This window comes from Xanthomonas sp. NCPPB 1068, from assembly GCF_041479385.2.
GTDB lineage: Bacteria > Pseudomonadota > Gammaproteobacteria > Xanthomonadales > Xanthomonadaceae > Xanthomonas > Xanthomonas cannabis.
In genome coordinates, this window is sequence record NZ_CM192986.1 from 3,806,605 (window position 1) to 3,823,375 (window position 16,771).

At 64.6% G+C, this 16,771-nt stretch carries 13 protein-coding genes; 4 read left to right on the forward strand and 9 right to left on the reverse strand.

What is annotated here, in order from left to right:
* Positions 1–304 precede the first annotated feature (304 nt).
* From ACCQ12_RS16165 to ACCQ12_RS16180, 4 genes are all read right to left on the reverse strand, one after another.
* A complete protein-coding gene (locus tag ACCQ12_RS16165; protein WP_166749235.1) occupies positions 305–1,189 on the reverse strand; it encodes a bestrophin family protein in 885 nt (294 codons plus the stop codon).
* Between the two features lie 147 nt (positions 1,190–1,336).
* On the reverse strand, positions 1,337–1,933 hold the full coding sequence (locus ACCQ12_RS16170) for an LON peptidase substrate-binding domain-containing protein (RefSeq protein ID WP_166752144.1): 597 nt from the start codon (positions 1,931–1,933) through the stop codon (positions 1,337–1,339).
* Complete coding sequence (mpl, locus tag ACCQ12_RS16175; RefSeq protein ID WP_372382238.1) at positions 1,933–3,300, reverse strand: UDP-N-acetylmuramate:L-alanyl-gamma-D-glutamyl-meso-diaminopimelate ligase; 1,368 nt, start codon at positions 3,298–3,300, stop codon at positions 1,933–1,935. Before mpl ends, ACCQ12_RS16170 begins: the two co-directional genes overlap by 1 nt.
* A 347-nt stretch (positions 3,301–3,647) precedes the next feature.
* Positions 3,648–4,211: an adenylate kinase gene (locus ACCQ12_RS16180; RefSeq protein WP_039407312.1), complete on the reverse strand. Its 564-nt coding sequence runs from the start codon at positions 4,209–4,211 to the stop codon at positions 3,648–3,650.
* 159 nt (positions 4,212–4,370) lie between these two features.
* Between ACCQ12_RS16180 and ACCQ12_RS16185 the strand changes: the two genes are divergently transcribed.
* On the forward strand, positions 4,371–5,627 hold the full coding sequence (locus ACCQ12_RS16185; RefSeq protein ID WP_372382239.1) for a 6-phosphofructokinase: 1,257 nt from the start codon (positions 4,371–4,373) through the stop codon (positions 5,625–5,627).
* A 258-nt stretch (positions 5,628–5,885) separates the two neighbouring features.
* Here ACCQ12_RS16185 and ACCQ12_RS16190 read toward each other — a convergent pair whose 3' ends face one another.
* Positions 5,886–6,557 carry a PA4824 family protein gene (locus ACCQ12_RS16190; RefSeq protein WP_372382240.1) on the reverse strand — a complete coding sequence of 224 codons (672 nt, stop codon included), beginning with the start codon at positions 6,555–6,557 and terminating at the stop codon, positions 5,886–5,888.
* A gap of 232 nt (positions 6,558–6,789) precedes the next feature.
* On the reverse strand, positions 6,790–7,314 hold the full coding sequence (locus tag ACCQ12_RS16195) for a hypothetical protein (protein WP_166752147.1): 525 nt from the start codon (positions 7,312–7,314) through the stop codon (positions 6,790–6,792).
* Between the two features lie 247 nt (positions 7,315–7,561).
* Here ACCQ12_RS16195 and ACCQ12_RS16200 point away from each other — a divergent pair, with 247 nt between their 5' ends.
* The gene (locus tag ACCQ12_RS16200; protein ID WP_166745263.1) at positions 7,562–9,589 is read left to right on the forward strand and encodes a sodium-translocating pyrophosphatase; all 2,028 of its coding nucleotides are present in this window, start codon (positions 7,562–7,564) and stop codon (positions 9,587–9,589) included.
* Positions 9,590–9,861: 272 nt separating this feature from the next.
* Here ACCQ12_RS16200 and ACCQ12_RS16205 read toward each other — a convergent pair whose 3' ends face one another.
* Positions 9,862–10,344, reverse strand: a complete 483-nt coding sequence (locus tag ACCQ12_RS16205; RefSeq protein WP_372382241.1) for a hypothetical protein — start codon at positions 10,342–10,344, stop codon at positions 9,862–9,864.
* 197 nt (positions 10,345–10,541) lie between these two features.
* Between ACCQ12_RS16205 and ppa the strand changes: the two genes are divergently transcribed.
* Together ppa and ACCQ12_RS16215 are read left to right on the forward strand one after the other, a co-directional pair.
* Positions 10,542–11,078 carry an inorganic diphosphatase gene (ppa, locus tag ACCQ12_RS16210; RefSeq protein ID WP_005990841.1) on the forward strand — a complete coding sequence of 179 codons (537 nt, stop codon included), beginning with the start codon at positions 10,542–10,544 and terminating at the stop codon, positions 11,076–11,078.
* A 146-nt stretch (positions 11,079–11,224) separates the two neighbouring features.
* On the forward strand, positions 11,225–12,340 hold the full coding sequence (locus ACCQ12_RS16215; RefSeq protein WP_039407294.1) for an HDOD domain-containing protein: 1,116 nt from the start codon (positions 11,225–11,227) through the stop codon (positions 12,338–12,340).
* Positions 12,341–12,874: 534 nt separating this feature from the next.
* Here ACCQ12_RS16215 and ACCQ12_RS16220 read toward each other — a convergent pair.
* Together ACCQ12_RS16220 and ACCQ12_RS16225 are read right to left on the reverse strand one after the other, a co-directional pair.
* Entirely contained in the window at positions 12,875–15,766 is a 2,892-nt protein-coding gene (locus ACCQ12_RS16220; protein WP_372382242.1) for a TonB-dependent receptor plug domain-containing protein, read from the reverse strand.
* Positions 15,767–15,814: 48 nt separating this feature from the next.
* Positions 15,815–16,708: a helix-turn-helix domain-containing protein gene (locus tag ACCQ12_RS16225; protein WP_184367575.1), complete on the reverse strand. Its 894-nt coding sequence runs from the start codon at positions 16,706–16,708 to the stop codon at positions 15,815–15,817.
* Positions 16,709–16,771 lie beyond the last annotated feature (63 nt).

Sequence of the window (16,771 nt, forward strand, 5' to 3'; positions counted from 1 at the left end):
GAGCAATCAGGTCGAGATGCCTGCATCGTGCTTATAGCGATCGCTTGGCGATGTTCAAGTCCGGTCGAGTGCGCGGTGCCCCCACCGCACCAGACAGTGGGCCGGCGGTCTTGTTGAAGAGCAAAGACACCGCATCGCCAGCGTGCTAATCGCTGGTTGAGATCCATCCAGAGCCACCATTTCGACTGGCCCTGCAGCCAAGCAACAGATCCGGCGCGCTACAACCGTCCGCACCACCTGTTGAGGCAACAGGCCAATGCGCCTCAGCGCCGTTCGGACGATCCCGTTGGGCAAGCGCGAACACTCACCACAACACGCCATCCACCGGCTGCATCGGCTCCGGCGCCTGCTCGCCGATGGCCTGCAGCGCATCGATTTCGACCGTGCGGCACATGGTGTCCAGCGGCAGATCGTGGATGGTGTTGGCAAATGGGTCGACCAGCTCGTCGCCGATCTTGAGTACGGCCAGGAACATCAGCCCGGCCACTGTCGATCCCACCGGCGTGGCGTACTGCAACGTCTCCACCAGGCCGATCGGCAGCAGCACGCAGAACAGCCGCGTAAACAGGTTGGGATAGAAGCGATATTGATACGGCAGCGGCGTATTTTTCAGGCGTTCCATCCCGCCCTGCGCATTGGCGATGTCCACCAGGATGCGCTCCACGCTGGCCTGCTGGATGCTGTCGATCCAGCCATCACGTCGCGCCTGCTCCACACTGCGTCCGGTGGTGTCGAGCAGACCGTTGGCCACGTTGGTACGCGTGACTATCGCGGCCACTTCATCGGCGTCCAGGCGCGGCTCCAGGGCCATCGCAACCGGTAGGCGACGCAGCTGGCAGCGCAATGCGTTGACATAGGCGATCTGTCGCAGCGCAATCGTGCGCCCCAGCGCTGCAGCTTCCGGCGCGGACAGGATGCTCACACTCAGACGCACCAGGTTGCGCGATGCGTTGATCATCTGGCCCCACAGCACCCGCCCTTCCCACCAGCGTTGATAGGTGGAATTGGCGCGAAAGCCCAGAAACAACGCCAACGCCGAACCGAAGATGGTCAACGGCAAGGCAGGCGCCCGGAATGGCAGCACGTAATAGATGATCGTGATCAATACGTCCCAGACGAACAAGACGGCCAGAGTCCGCCAGACCTGGTTGAACACATCCGCCACACGCGGTTTGACATCGATGATCAAGGCTCACTCCGTGGATCGATAGCGCGTGCCGCGATGACGCGCATCCGGTGCGTGGATGCCATCGCTAGCGCACTCAAGCGCGGCGAGTGTGCCGTTGCAGCGGTGCAAGCGCGGTGAGGGAAGCACGCGCGCAGGCGCATGGCTCGCTTACGGCATCCAGTCCAGCAATTGGTCCAGGCGCCGATGCGGATCGTCCTGCTGCAACAGCGATAGACGTTGTTGCTCGGTCAGCGGCAACAGCTCGGCCAGCCGCCACCCCACCCACGCAGACTGATCCAGCAGGCCCGGGCCCACCGATGCGAATTCGCCACCGACCTGCTCGAGCATGCGCTCCAGCACGGTTGCCAACAGGCCATGCTCGGGGCGCAATTCGTCGTCGGGATCGGGCTCGCACCAGCTCACCTCGCCCACCACCAGACCGTTGTCGCGGATACGCGAGCGCTGTACATGAAAGCGCCGCGTGCCACGCAGCCGCAGCACCAGCACCCCATCGGCCCCGACATCGAAATCCTCGATGCGCACCTCGGTGCCAAACGCGGCCGGCGTCGCCGGTGCCCCGACTTCGTTGCCGTCCAGAATCAGGCACACACCGAAACTGGTGCCGTTGCGCCCGCATTCGCGCACCAGATCCAGGTAGCGGCGTTCGAACACGCGCAGCCCCATCGCAGCGCCGGGCAACAGCACGTTGTGCAGCGGAAACAGCGGCAGGGCGCTGGTTTCGGCACTGGCGGTGACCGGTGCCATCAGGACAACTGCGCCAGAAAACGACGCGGCGCACCATCGAACCCGCCGTTGGACATGAACACCACGTGGTCCCCCGGCTGCGCAATGTTGCCGAGTGTCTGCAGCAATGCGTCCACATCGTGCGCCACGCGTGCATCGCCACGCACCTGCGCGATGATCGGCGCCGCATCCCAGGGCAACTCGGGCCGATGCAGGAACACCACCGCATCGGCGTCGTGCAACGACGGCGCCAACGCCTGCGCGTGCGCGCCCAGCCGCATCGAGTTGCTGCGCGGCTCCATCGCCACCAGCACGCGCGCCGCACCCACTTTCGCGCGCAGCCCCTGCAAGGTGGTCGCAATGGCGGTGGGATGATGTGCAAAGTCATCGTAGACAGTGATGTCGCGCGCCCGGCCCAGCACTTCCAGCCGCCGCTTGACGCTCTGAAAACGTGCCAGCGCCGGCATCACCGTCGCCGGATCCACGCCCACCGCATGCACGGCCGCCAGGGCAGCCAGGCCGTTGAGTACGTTGTGCCGGCCCACCAGCGGCCAGCGCACCTGACCGATCTCCACGCCACGATGCAGTACCGCAAACACGCTGCCATCGGCTTCGATCAGGCGTGCACTCCACTCCAGCGTTGCGTCGAACCCGAAGCGTTCCACCGGCGTCCAGCAGCCCATCGCCAACACCTCGGCCAGGCGCGCGTCCTCGCCGTTGACGATCAGACGGCCACGCGCCGGTACCGTGCGCACCAGATGATGGAACTGGCGCTGGATGGCCGCCACGTCCGGGAAGATATCCGCGTGGTCGTATTCCAGATTGTTGAGGATCGCCACCAGCGGCCGGTATTGCACGAACTTGCTGCGCTTGTCGAAGAACGCGGTGTCGTACTCGTCGGCTTCCACTACGAATTCGCGCCCCTGGCCCAGCCGTGCCGACACGCCGAAATCTTCGGCCACCCCACCGATCAGAAAGCCCGGCGCACGCCCGGCCGCCTCCAGCAGGTAGCTCAGGATGGTGGTGGTGGTGGTCTTGCCATGGGTGCCGGCGACCGCAAGCGTGTCGCGGCCCGGCAGCACCCGCTCGGCCAGCCACTGCGCACCGGAGGTGTAGCGGCGGCCGGCATCCAGTACCGCTTCCACAGCCGGATTGCCACGCGACAGCGCATTGCCGATCACCACATCGGTGGCGTCCGGCGAGATGTTGGAGGGCGCGTACCCCTGCGTCAGCGCGATGCCCAGCGTTTCCAGCTGGGTGGACATCGGCGGATAGATGGCCTGGTCGCTGCCTTCCACCTGCCAGCCCAGCTCACGTGCCAGGGCGGCCACACCGCCCATGAAAGTCCCGGCGATGCCGAGGATGTGGAGTTTGGTCATGCCGTACATTGTCGCCGATCGCCGGAGTTGCGGGACATTCCAGTCCGCGCCACCTCTAGACGTCAGGAAACCCCTACCGTACTGTCGGGAATTTCCCGATATGCGAACTGCGTCACATCCATCACTATGCTGAACGCCAGTCGCAGCACCCTTTGGTCCTACTCCCCAAGAGGCCAAATCCCCAGGGAGCTCATGCTGTCGGGGCTCTGAGCAAGCCCATTACTGGCGTTATTCTGCCCCGGTCGTCTTGTACGACCGGGGTTTTTCTTTTGGGCGAACCGATTGCGAGCGCCAATAGCGGCGCGGCGGGCGTGGCGACTGTAAAGGACCGGGCCTTGCGCCCGGTCCGTGTCGACTCAGCGGCCGAGCGCCTTGCTGATGCGCTCCAGCACTTCATCCAGCGAGCCCACGCCATCCACGCGTGCCAGCTTGCCGCGCTGCTCATAGAAGCCGATTACCGGCGCGGTGGAATCGGTATAGACCTGCAGGCGCTTGCGCACCGATTCCGGGTTGTCGTCTTCGCGGCCTTCGGCCTTGGCGCGGCCGGCGATACGCTCGACCAGCAGCTCGCTGGCCACGTCCAGCTGTACCACCGCATCCAGCGGCTGACCGATCTTGCTGAGCAATGCATCCAGCGCATTGGCCTGGGCCACGTTGCGCGGGTAGCCGTCCAGGATGAAACCCTTGGCCACATCGGCCTGGCCCAGGCGCGCTTCCAGCATGCCGAGCAGGATGTCGTCGGAGACCAGGTCGCCGCGTGCCATCACTTCCTTGGCCTTCAGACCCAGCGGCGAGCCGGCGGCCACTTCGGCGCGCAACAGGTCGCCGGTGGAAATATGCGGGATGTCAAACGTGTCTTTGAGACGTGTCGCCTGGGTGCCCTTGCCCGAACCGGGCGGTCCCAACAGAACCAATCGCATCAGTGGACTCCACTTTCGAAAAAAAACGCGTTGCGGTTGGCGGCGTTAGACTCAAGCCTTCGCCAGCGCTGACCGTATGGTCGTGCAGCTTACCGCATCCGGGGAATGTCCCGGCACTGTCCCCTGCGCCATGTTTCCATGTGAGGAGCCTGTCCCCCTATGACCACTGGCAACTTGTTGTATGCCCAATCCGGCGGCGTCACCGCCGTCATCAACGCCACCGCCGCCGGCGTGATCACCGAGGCGCGTGCGCGCAAGGTCAAGGTGTTGGCCGCCCGCAACGGCATCCTGGGCGCGCTGCGCGAGGAGCTGATCGACACATCCAAGGAATCCGCCGCAGCCATTGCCGCCCTGGCGCAGACACCGGGCGGCGCCTTCGGCTCCTGCCGTTACAAGCTCAAGTCGCTGGAAGACGACAGCGCCAAGTACGAGCGCCTGCTCGAGGTGCTACGCGCGCACGACGTGCGCTGGTTCCTCTACAACGGCGGCAACGACTCGGCCGACACCGCCTGGAAGGTCTCGCAACTCGCCAAGGCCTACGGCTACCCGCTGCACTGCATCGGCGTGCCCAAGACCATCGACAACGACCTGGCGGTAACCGACACCTGCCCCGGCTTCGGCTCGGCGGCCAAGTACACCGCGGTATCGGTGCGCGAGGCCGCACTGGATGTCGCCGCCATGGCCGACACCTCCACCAAGGTCTTCATCTATGAAGCGATGGGCCGCCACGCCGGCTGGCTTGCCGCCGCGGCAGGCCTGGCCGGGCAAGGCCCCGACGACGCACCGCAGATCATCCTGCTGCCCGAACGGGCCTACGATCAAACCGCGTTCCTGGCCAAGGTGAAGCAGGTGGTGGACAAGGTCGGCTGGTGCGTGGTGGTGGCCAGCGAGGGCATCCAGGACGCGCACGGCAAGTTCGTCGCCGATGCCGGCGGTGCGGCCGACTCGTTCGGCCACGCACAACTCGGCGGCGTCGCCTCGTTCCTGGCAGCGCAGGTCAAACAGGAACTCGGCTACAAGGTGCACTGGACGCTGCCCGACTACCTGCAACGTTCCGCACGCCACCTCGCATCCAAGACCGATTGGGAACAGGCGCAAGCCGTCGGCAAGGCCGCCGTGCAATACGCGCTCAAGGGCATGAATGCCGTCATCCCGGTGATCGAACGCGTCAGCGATGCCCCGTACCGCTGGAAGATCGTGCCCGCCCCCCTGCACAAGGTGGCAAACCATGAAAAGAAGATGCCGCCCAGCTTCCTGCGCAAGGACGGATTCGGCATCACTGAGAAGGCGCGCCGCTACTTCGCTCCGTTGATCAAGGGCGAAGCCCCGCTGGCCTACGGTAGCGATGGGTTGCCCAAATACGTCAGCCTGAAGAATGTGGCGGTGACGAAGAAGTTGCCGGTGTGGGAGGGCTGAGCTCAGGCAGGCGGCTCTGCTCCTGGGGCCGATGCGTCGGCACCAGGATCGACAGACGCTGGCATACGGTGGCGTCGGTAACGCAGTTTGATGGTCCGTCGATATCGGCCTTTCCCTTTCAGGGACGCCTTCAGGCTAGACCAGTAGCAGGCAGCCGAGCGGCGCGCCGATGTTTTCGCATTGCAGCTCGGCGCCAGGACGCCGGCAGCGACAGATGCCCACCCAGCTGTGTCTCGCGCCTCGATCCGGCGAGCGGCGTTATGGCGCCATCCCCACGTTGATGCCCAGCGTGATCCATCCGCGTGGTGCGTTGAGACGGTCACGGCCGGCGACCAGATCGATGCTGGATGCCTTGCCGACCAGCCTGCGCAGTCCGACTTGCCCCCCCTGCCCGCGATGATCGTCGACGAACGCCTCGCCCAGCACGATCCATGGCGCGGTGACGGTGCGCTCGACTCCGATACCGGCATTGGTAGTGTCTGGCCCGGCATGGGATGCAACGAGGCCGGCATTGAGGTGGAGTCGCGTGGCCGCGGCCTCGCCGAATGACCAGGTCAACGGCACCGTGATGTAGCTGGCACGTTGGTGTGGATCCTGCCACGACCGTTGCATGCCCACTGACAACGCCAGGCCCAGGACGTGGTGATCGGGATCGCGCAGGACCCGCTTTGCGCCGATATCCACGGACGTCGCACCGTGCCGCATAGTGCTGAGGCCCATGGCGATCTCCGTGCCAGCGACATTGCAAGCCGGCACCAGCGTGCTTGACGCACTGGCCGGCATCGCCCGCCACCACGCCTCCAACTGACACTGGCCACGCGGCGTAACGCTCGCATCGTCGACGACCATGCTGGCCGCTGCACGCGCCGACAACGGATGCCACAGCGCGAGGGCCACCAGCAGCACGGGGAAATGACGCAATTGCTTCATGCGGGTTATTCGATAAAGACGCACTGGACCGCCATCGACGTGACACAGACCGCCGGCTCGGCATCGCAACAGGCAGGTCCAGACACGTCGCCGGGCCTGGCCCTGCCTGGCAGCAGGCATCAACCGGGCATTGGGTTGGCGTTACTGCCAGGGAATGGGCCGTCTGATGAGGGGGCTTCCCTGCTCCACGGGCGCGCCAGAGGCGGTATCACTGCAGTCACCCAGCCTTACCTCACTGGCAGGCTTTGCCTTCCATGACTTGCTGCGCGGCGAACATCGGCACCTGCGGCATCTTGCCTGCGGCTGCCTGCTGCTTGGCGTCTTCCAGATAGATGCGCGATTGGCCCTGGCCATCGAGTTGCGGCTTGGCGTCCACCGGCTTGCGCCAGATGCGCACCACTGCCTGCTGAGTTGGGCAGGCGGCGCTGGGGACGCGGATCACGTCGTTGTAAATCCAGCCCGACGCGACGCTGGGAGCGGCCTTGGCGTAGTCAACGAAGCGTGCGCGGGGCTGGCAGTTGGGGCTGCTCCGCACGACAGACAAGGTGTACGGCTGCGCGGCGTTGCCGGTGAACACGCCTTCGAGGCGTGCACAGGCTTCCGGGATCTGTCGCAAGGTATGCACGGCACCGACAGCTTGCGCGGTACCGGGCGCACGCGCCTTCAACTCTGGCGCAGGCTCTGCGGCGAATGCGCTGCCGGTCAGCAGCAGGGTGGCAAGCAGCGCGGCATGCCTGGACGCGGTAGGGTTCGACATGGAGACTCCTGGATCGGCTCGATCACGTTGGCCGCAGGCTGTCACGCGGCAACTGAACCACGCGCCAAAACCCTGAGGGTGGCAGGTCTGCAAGTCGCGGCGCATACTCGGTCGCGATCCGGCCACCTGAACATCGCGACGCGCATTGTGGCCCTTGCGGCCGTCGAGTCCGTATTGGCTGTCACTCGTCGTGTGCATCGCCCCTGGTTCATCCCGACCGGATGACATCCATTCTCTGGGAGGGGTCATGCTGGAACACTACGGGTTGTTGCTCGCGCTGGGTTGTGCGGTCTTGGCAATCGTCTATGGAATCGTGTCGGCGCGCTGGGTGGTCGCCCAGCCGAGCGGCAACACGCGAATGCAGGAGATCGCCGCGGCGATCCAGGAAGGTGCGCGCGCGTATCTCAACCGGCAGTACCTCACCATCTCGATTGCCGGTGGTGTGCTGTTCGTGTTGGTCGGACTTTTTCTGAGCTGGTACACCGCAATCGGGTTCGCACTGGGTGCCGTGTTGTCGGGGCTGGCCGGCTATATCGGAATGAATGTCTCGGTGCGTGCCAATGTGCGCACCGCCGAGGCCGCGCGGCAGGGGATCGGCAAGGCGATGGATGTGGCTTTCCGCGGCGGCGCGATCACCGGGATGCTGGTGGTGGGGCTGGGCCTGCTCGGCGTGGCCGGCTACTACGCGGTGCTGCAGGCCATGGGACTGCCGTTGGAGCAGAACCTGCATGCATTGGTCGGGCTGGCCTTCGGGTCGTCGTTGATTTCGATCTTCGCGCGCCTGGGCGGCGGCATCTTCACCAAGGGCGCGGACGTGGGTGCGGATCTGGTCGGCAAGGTCGAAGCCGGCATTCCCGAGGACGACCCGCGCAACCCGGCGGTGATTGCGGACAATGTCGGCGACAACGTGGGCGACTGCGCCGGCATGGCCGCGGATCTGTTCGAGACCTATGCGGTCACCGTGATCGCCACCATGCTGCTCGGCAGCCTGACGCTGGCCGAGGCCGGCCCGCACGCCGTGCTGTATCCGCTGGTGCTCGGTGGCGTGTCGATCATCGCGTCGATCGTGGGCGCAACGTTCGTCAAGGTCAAAGCCGGTGGCTCGATCATGGGAGCGCTTTACAAGGGCGTGATCGTGTCCGGCGTGCTGGCTGCGCTGGCCTACTGGCCGATCACCCAATCGCTGATGCGCGACAACCTCCATGGCGCTGCCGCATTGTATGCCTGCGCGCTGATCGGCCTGGTGCTTACCGGGCTGATCGTGTGGATCACCGAGTACTACACGGGCACGCAATACACACCGGTGCAGCACGTTGCAGCGGCGAGTACCACCGGCCACGGCACCAACATCATCGCCGGACTCGGCATCTCCATGAAGTCCACCGCGCTACCGGTCATTGCGGTGTGCGCGGCCATCTGGGGTGCATTCCACTTTGGAGGCCTGTACGGCATTGCGATCGCCGCCACGGCAATGCTGTCGATGGCCGGCATGATCGTGGCGCTTGACGCCTATGGCCCGATCACCGACAACGCCGGTGGCATCGCGGAGATGGCCGAGCTGCCGCCGGAGGTGCGCGATATCACCGACCCGCTGGATGCGGTGGGCAACACCACCAAGGCGGTCACCAAGGGGTATGCGATCGGCTCGGCCGCACTTGCAGCGCTGGTGTTGTTTGCCGACTACACCCACAACCTGCAGGCAGCCAATCCCGGCCAGGTTTTCGCCTTCGACCTGTCCGACCACACGGTGATCATCGGATTGCTGATCGGTGGATTGATTCCGTATCTGTTCGGTGCGATGGCGATGGAAGCAGTCGGCCGCGCTGCAGGTGCAGTGGTGGAAGAGGTACGCCGCCAGTTTCGCGAAATCCCCGGCATCATGGCCGGCACCGCCAAGCCGCAATACGACCGTGCGGTGGACATGCTGACCCGCTCGGCCATCCGCGAAATGATCGTGCCTTCGCTGTTGCCGGTCGTGGTTCCGGTCGTGGTCGGATTACTGCTCGGACCACGCGCGCTGGGCGGTTTGCTGATCGGCACGATTGTCACCGGCCTGTTCCTGGCAATTTCGATGACGACCGGCGGCGGCGCCTGGGACAATGCCAAGAAGTACATCGAGGATGGTCACTTCGGCGGCAAGGGCAGCGAGGCGCACAAGGCGGCAATCACCGGCGACACCGTGGGTGACCCTTACAAGGACACCGCAGGGCCGGCCATCAACCCGTTGATCAAGATCATCAATATCGTGGCCCTGCTGCTGGTGCCGCTGCTGTAGGCAGGTGGTCACCGGGGTTGCGTGACCTAGCGCCACGTTACCGGCTGCACAGGCCGCAGGCACGGAGCCTGCGGCCTGTGCAAACCCTATGGCGATCAACGGCAACGCTTGGAGCGCCAGGACGGAGGCAGGGTCCCTGCCCGCGCCTGCGTCCAGGCAGGGCCGACCCGCATGACGATGGTCCCGTCGTGTCACCACTCACCTGCCGCCGGACACGCGGCTCTGACTGGAGAGCCCTGACTTGCCCAAAAGGCGCGCGCCGCGACCATCGGTCACAGGCAGCCGATCAAACCGTCGTAAATCGGCGGTGCGCCGCCCGGCAACGGTTCGAACAGCGGATTGGTCACCGCCAACGTGCGATACAGCTCGTCCAGGTGGGTACCGGCCTTCAAGGGCGCCGTGCAACGCCAGACTCGGCTATTCGAACGCAGGTAGCCACTGCCAGGGTCGACGCTGACCTCGCTGGCACCGAAGGTCCAGATGCAGCTACGCACCACGCCGGTGACGCGGTGGACCGAGCAGCGAAAGCGTAGCGGTTGGTAGTCGCTGAATTCGCCACCGCAGAAGGTGTCGCCGCAGATGTCGTCGAAATCCCGGTCGAGCCGCTGCTCCAGATCGATGAACGGCTCCCAGCCCTCGCCGTTGGCCGGCCAGTCCACCGCATCGACGTACGTTAGCGGCGGTGTTGCCGCGGCGGCAACCTGTGCAGCGAGAGACAGCAGCAAGACGACGAGCAAACGCGTGAGCCTGGTCATGACGATTTCCCGAGCGGTGGATGAGCCTGCAGCCTGCGCCGCCGGCCCGTTCGCAACGATCGGGAAGCCACTCGCGATGAATGCGGGCTATGCCGCATCGCCCCCTCAGAAGACTGCCCATTCAGTGTCGCTGCAGCGCAACAGCCGAACGCGTAGAATCGCGCTCCACACACTGCTGACGTCTCGGAGCTACCCGCATGGGCCTTGAACTGGTCACCTCTGGCAAGAATCTGCCGGAAGAAATCAATGTAGTCATCGAAATCCCCAAGGATTCGGAACCGGTCAAGTACGAAGTGGACAAGGCCAGCGGCGCGATCTTCGTGGACCGCATCCTGTCGACCCCGATGCGTTACCCCTGCAACTACGGCTACGTGCCCAACACCCTGTGCGGCGATGGCGACCCGGCCGATGTGCTGGTGGTGCTGCCGCTGCCGCTGGTCCCGGGCTCGGTGGTGCGTTGCCGTCCGGTCGGCGTGCTGCGCATGAGCGACGAAGCGGGCAGCGACGAAAAGATCCTGGCGGTGCCGATCGAGAAGATCTTCTCCGGCTACGCGCACATCGAAGACATCAACCAGGTCTCCAGCCACTGGATGGAGCGCATCGGCCACTTCTTCGAGCATTACAAGGACTTGGAGAAGGGCAAGTGGGTCAAGCTCGACGGTTGGGGCGGCGCGGCCGAGGCCAAGCGCATCCTGGTCGAGTCGGTCGAACGCTATAATTCCGACGCGCCCTGAGCCGTTGGCTGTGACACTGCTCCGCACTGCGGAGCGACCGGGATCACGCTTTTGCCGTGATCCCGGTGACCGCCTTCGGCAGATTGGGTACATTTGCCGACTGCGTTTGGCCGGCGTCCGCCGCCGGTGACTTCTGGGGAAGTGTCTTGCGTATTCTGTTTGTTGGGGACGAAGCCAGTCTTCCGTCCGACCTGATCGACTATGTCGCCGATCTCGGCGATCAGTGGCAGGCGCAGCAGGTGGCCGATGGAAATTCGGCGATCGAAGCTGCCGCGTTGTCGCCGTTCGATGCGGTCATCGTTGCACCGGTGTTGCCGGACCTGACTGCCGCCACCTTGCTGGGGCAGATCCGCACCTTGCGCCCGGACACCATCCGGATCGCGCTGATCGATGCGCAGGATGGCCAGCGCACGCCGCCGGCCCGCATCATCGGCGTGGCCCATCGTTTCCTGCCGATGCCACTGGCCCCGGAAGTGCTGCTCGAGGCGGTAACCAGCCTGGAAGAATTGCGCGACCTGCTCAGCAACCCGCGCTTGCGCGCTGCCATCGGTCGCATCGAAAAACTGCCCTCGCCGCCGCATCTGTATCTGAGTCTGATGCACGCGCTGGAAGAAGACGATGGCGCCGATGCGGCCGACATCGCCAAGTTGATCGCCGGCGACCCGGCGATTGCGGCCAAGGTGCTGCAATTGTGCAATTCGGCGTTCTTTTCCGGCGGCCGCAGCATCACCGACCTGCGGACCGCGGTAACCCGTCTGGGCGTGGCGACCTTGCGCGATCTGGTGCTGGCCAGCGAAGTCTTCTCGGTACAGACATTGACCCCGGCCGAGCGTAGCGCGATGCAGCGTCGCGCCCTGCTCTCTTCGCGACTGGCAGCAAAGGTGTTGCCACCGACCAGTGCAGAGTTGGGGTCCACGGCGGCCCTGCTGGCCGATATCGGCCTGCTGCTGCCCGGCGTGCGCGACGAGCGCGAGCCGCTGCTGGAAGGCGGCGACGAGCGCCTGGGCCACACCGAAGCCGGCGCGTATCTGCTGGGCCTGTGGGGCCTGCCGATGCCGATCATCGAGGCAGTGGCGTTCCATCGGCATCCGCAGCGCTCCAGCCTGCGCAGCTTCTGGGTCACCGGCGCGGTGCACGTGGCCACCGCCCTGGCCAGCGGCGAAGCGGTGGACGAAGAGTATCTGTCCAAGGTGGGCGTGATCACCCGCCTGCCGGCCTGGCGCGAGCAGGCCGATACCTTGCTGGGGCTTGCCGAGGCATAAGCGGCGGCGGTAAACGCAGCGATTGAAGGATGAAAGGCGCGATGACATCGCGCCTTTTTCTTTGGCGTTTCGCCACAGCGTGACGCGGGCAGGATGCACGACGCGCATCTGCAGGGCGCCGGCCTGCAGGGTCAGCAACTCCGCGCGTGGCAGGACCCAACGGACATGCAGACCCTGCAATGATGCAGCCGAATCCATCCCAACGCGGTAGCGATTGGCCTTTGGACCAAGCATGGCACCAGCCATGGCTTCAGGCACCTGCGGTGGTGACGCTGGTAACCGGCATCAGTCCATATCGGACTGCTCGTACGCAGTCGGATGCTAGTAAATCCCCCACGCACCGCAGTGGTGTGCGCAGCAAGCCCTCCACAGGCGCTGGAGCAGCGCGTACGCATCGCACCGGAGATGCAGCAGCTTGGCGCTCACCAGCGCGCCTCATAGGCCCGCCGCACGGAAGGCACGCTCAGTGGCGGGCACAAAAAAAGCGGGCCTTTCGGCCCGCTTTCTTTCGACACACTTACATCGCTTCGATGATCAGAAGCGCTGGTTGTACTGCACGAACAGGAAGCGGTCGTAGTCGAGCATCGGATCGATCGCCGCGGTGCTGCTGTTGGTGATCGAGTAGGTGATCGGCGGCTGCTTGTTCCAGATGTTGCGGGCGCCGACGGTCACGCTGCCATCCCACGGAGCCTGCCAGGTGACCGAGACGTCCTGGTAGGAGATCGAGCCCTTCTTGTTGGAACCGGTGCCGCCGCCCCAGCCCGGATTCGGCGTCTGGTAGTTCGGGTTGTTGCACTCGATGCCTGCCGCTGCATCCCAGCAGTAATCACGGAAACCGCCGTAGTAACGCAGGTTCCAGTTGGCCGACAGCGAACCCAGCGACCAGTCCAGACCCAAGGTGGCACGCACGCGCGGGAAGTTCCAGTAACCGGCCGCGTTTGCCCACTCGGCGCCGGCTTCCGCCTGCGACTTGTAGGTTGCCAGGTAGTTGGTGTCCAGGTTGACGGCGAACTTGCCGTAGGCGGTTTCCGGCATGCGGTAACGCACGCCGAAGTTGTAGCCTTCGGTTTCCAGACGACCCAGGTTGACGTTGCCGCGGCTCAGCGTGGTGACCTGACCGCTGATCGGGTCGCGACCGTAGTCGGCACAGTAGCTGGCCAGGTTGTTGAGGTAGCAGTTGTTCAACACATCATTGGCAGTGAGCGAAGTGATGATGTTGGAGATCGAAATGCGATACCAGTCCAGCGAGAAATCCAGACCCTGCACCCAATGCGGGCTGTACACCATGCCCACGGTACGGGTGATGCTGTATTCCGGCTCCAGCTCGGCGTTGCCCACGCCCGAATTGAACGGCGCGTTGCCCTGCACGTCGCGACGGGTCACCGGGTTGCCCGCGGTGTCGGTCTGACGGTAACCGGCCGGCAGGCCTTCGCCGGCGCAGCGTGCTGCCACGCCTGCGTTGCCCAGCGAGCCGAAGGTCGCATCACACGGATCGGTGAAGGTATCGAACGTCTGCGAACCGCCACCGAAGGTGTCCGACAGGGTCGGCGCACGGAAACCGGTGCCGTAGGTACCACGCACCAGCAGGTCGTCGATCGGCTTCCAGGTGAAGCTGAACTTGCTGTTGGTGGTGTCGCCGAAACGGCTGTAGTTGCTGTAGCGCGCAGCCACGTCGAACGACAGTTCCTTGGCGCCCGGCAGATCCTTCAACACCGGGATCAACAGCTCCAGGTAGGCTTCATTGGTCTGGTAGCGACCTTCGGTGGCCTGTGCAGCCAGGTCGGTGGTGTAACCGGCGCTGGACAGCTGATCCGGATAGTCGTAACCGCTGATTTCGCGGTGCTCGACGCCTGCGGCGAAGCCCAGCTCACCGGCCGGCAGATCGAACAGGCCACCGGTGACGTTGGCGGTCCACTGCTTGCTCAGGCTCTGCTGCGTTGCCTGACCCAGCGCATTGATGTACTGCAGCGCGTTCGGCGTGGAGGCCGACGGGCCACCCAGGATGTTGAACGGGGTGCACTGGCCCAGCGCATTGCTGGTACCCAGGGCGATCGGAGCCGCTGCGGTACCGCACTGCACCTGACCCTGCGCATTGAGGAACGAAGGACCCAGTGCCTTCTGCAGCGCCAGCAAGTTGATGTTGCCGCGCGACACCTGCGTCACATCGTACTTGTTGTAGTTGAAGCCCACGTCCCAGTTCCAGCCGTGGCTACCAACGTCGAATACGCCTTCCAGCGCCGCATCGAAATGCAGGGTCTTGACGTTGCTTTCGGTGGTGCGCGGCAGTTCGATGGTGCGGCGGAACCAGCTGGTGATGTCCTGGCCGACCGGGTTGTAGTAGCTGCTGCCACTGATGGCGACCGGGAACTGCGGCTGCGAAGACGCCTGCAGCGGGTAGCCGGCGATCTGACGGTTCGAGTCGCGCTCGGAGTACATCGCAGTCGACTTGAAGGTCAGGCTGTCGGTCAGGTTGTAGCTGCCGGTGGTGAAGATCGACTTGTTGCGGCTGGACTGCTGCAACATCATCTGGTCGACGGAGTTGTAGTAGTCGTCGGTGGTGATGTCGTTGTGGTAGTTGGCGATGTTGCGCGAATCCGCACCCACGCCACGGCCGTCGAACGAACCGGTGTGGTTGAGGATGTAGGTTTCGCCGTTAGAGGTGAAACGGCCCCACGGACCGGTCGCGCTCAGGCTGTCTTCGATGTGGTTCGGGCCGGCCGAATAACGGGTCAGCGCGCGATCCTTGGCCCACACCGGATCTTCATTGGTGTAGTTGGCACCGAACACCAGCGAGGCACGGTCGGTGGTGGTGCCGGCGGTGAAGGAGTACTGCTCCTTGGAACCGTCGCCACGACCGTTCTGGCCGAAATACGCCGACGCTTCCGCGCCGTCATAGTTCTGGCGCAGGATGATGTTGACCACACCGGCAACGGCATCGGAGCCGTAGATCGCCGAGGCGCCGTCCTTCAGGACTTCGATGCGCTCGATCAGCGAGCTGGGAATGGTGGACATGTCGGTCAGGCCGTTCAGGCTGCTGGTCCAACGCTTGCCGTTCACCAACACCAGGGTGCGGTTTTCGTTCAGGTTGTAGAGATTGACGTACTGGCCGCCCTGTTCCGGGTCCGAGGTCAGCACGGCAGCCTTGCTGTAAGTCTGCGTGCCGGCAATCGACAGGTTCTGGAGGATATCGCCAACGCTCACCAGGCCGGACTTCTGGATGTCCTGCTGGGTAACGGTGAACACCGGCTGTGCGGTTTCGACGTCGACCGAGCGAATGCGCGAGCCGGTGATTTCGATGCGGTCCAGCGTCGTGGTCGACGGGGCGGCGGACTGCTCTTGTGCATTGGCGGCAAAAGCCGGCGTCAACGCGATCGCAATACCGGCGGGCAAAAGGCCCAGCCGCACTGCGGAAGTGCGAAGGTTCATCAATCTCTCCAGGGTTCGTTAGTGGCGCGTTAAGCGCCCCTGTGCAAATTACGATTGCGTGAACGCCGTCGCTTTGCGCGTCACGTTACGTGGCTTTGCCGAATCTGGCGGATTGGTCGCCTGGTCGCGGTAGTGCGATGCGGAGACACCAAAGCGCGCACGAAATGCACGCGCAAAACTGCAGCAATTGTCGAAGCCGCTGGCGGCTGCCACTTCGCCGATCATCATCGAGGTATCGCGCAACAAGTCGGAGGCGCGCTCCAGGCGCAAGCGGGCCGATAAGGCCTGCGGGCTCTCTTCGTACAGGCTCTGGAAGGTCTTGGAGACATACCAGCTGGAGAAGTTGGTCAGCTGCGCCAGTTCGCTGATGCGTACTACCCGGTCGCTGTTGCCTTCCAGGTACAGCCGCGCACGCTGCATGCGACCGAACACCTGACGGCGGCGGCTACGCGAGCGACCTGGGCAACGCTGCTCTTGTTCGATGAAGTCGCGCTGCATCGCCGCCAGGTGCAGCAACAACGGGCGCGCGGACGCGCCACCGTTCTGCAGGGCCGCATTGCGCCAGAGCCGTAACGCGATGCGCAGATCGCTGCGCGACAAGTGGCTGCGCCCCGGGTAGAGCGTGGCATCGGTCAACTCGGCCAGCGACTGCAGGCTGTCGCCATCCAGGCTGACGCCCACGCACAGGGCACTGCGATCGGCCTGCACGGTGGGGTGCGAATCCTTGTCGAAGGCAATCCAGTCGCCGGCACGCAAACGGAAGCGGCCCTCTTTGGATTCCACCCAGGCACGGCCGCGCAGCTGCACCCACAGCGTGAAGGTGGCGGACGTCGTGCGGATGCTGCCCAGACGCGACACTGCCAGACACGTGGTCGAGGTCGACTCGCCGGCGCCGTCCAATGACAGCGCGAGCCCGCGATCGGCAGTGATGACCTGTTGCATGTTGGCAGCCCCGTTTACAAAAGAGGGCGTAGTGTTTTGCCGAATCTGGCGTGAGTCAGGAAG

What these genes read in the sequence shown, in the direction of transcription:
- ACCQ12_RS16200 (WP_166745263.1), top strand. Translation starts at nt 7,562, where the DNA reads ATGCTGGAACACTACGGGTTGTTGCTCGCGCTGGGTTGTGCGGTCTTG.
- ACCQ12_RS16180 (WP_039407312.1), bottom strand. Translation starts at nt 4,211, where the DNA reads ATGCGATTGGTTCTGTTGGGACCGCCCGGTTCGGGCAAGGGCACCCAG.
- ACCQ12_RS16220 (WP_372382242.1), bottom strand. Translation starts at nt 15,766, where the DNA reads ATGAACCTTCGCACTTCCGCAGTGCGGCTGGGCCTTTTGCCCGCCGGT.
- ACCQ12_RS16195 (WP_166752147.1), bottom strand. Translation starts at nt 7,314, where the DNA reads ATGTCGAACCCTACCGCGTCCAGGCATGCCGCGCTGCTTGCCACCCTG.
- ACCQ12_RS16170 (WP_166752144.1), bottom strand. Translation starts at nt 1,933, where the DNA reads ATGGCACCGGTCACCGCCAGTGCCGAAACCAGCGCCCTGCCGCTGTTT.
- ACCQ12_RS16225 (WP_184367575.1), bottom strand. Translation starts at nt 16,708, where the DNA reads ATGCAACAGGTCATCACTGCCGATCGCGGGCTCGCGCTGTCATTGGAC.
- ACCQ12_RS16205 (WP_372382241.1), bottom strand. Translation starts at nt 10,344, where the DNA reads ATGACCAGGCTCACGCGTTTGCTCGTCGTCTTGCTGCTGTCTCTCGCT.
- ACCQ12_RS16185 (WP_372382239.1), top strand. Translation starts at nt 4,371, where the DNA reads ATGACCACTGGCAACTTGTTGTATGCCCAATCCGGCGGCGTCACCGCC.
- ACCQ12_RS16190 (WP_372382240.1), bottom strand. Translation starts at nt 6,557, where the DNA reads ATGAAGCAATTGCGTCATTTCCCCGTGCTGCTGGTGGCCCTCGCGCTG.
- mpl (WP_372382238.1), bottom strand. Translation starts at nt 3,300, where the DNA reads ATGTACGGCATGACCAAACTCCACATCCTCGGCATCGCCGGGACTTTC.
- ppa (WP_005990841.1), top strand. Translation starts at nt 10,542, where the DNA reads ATGGGCCTTGAACTGGTCACCTCTGGCAAGAATCTGCCGGAAGAAATC.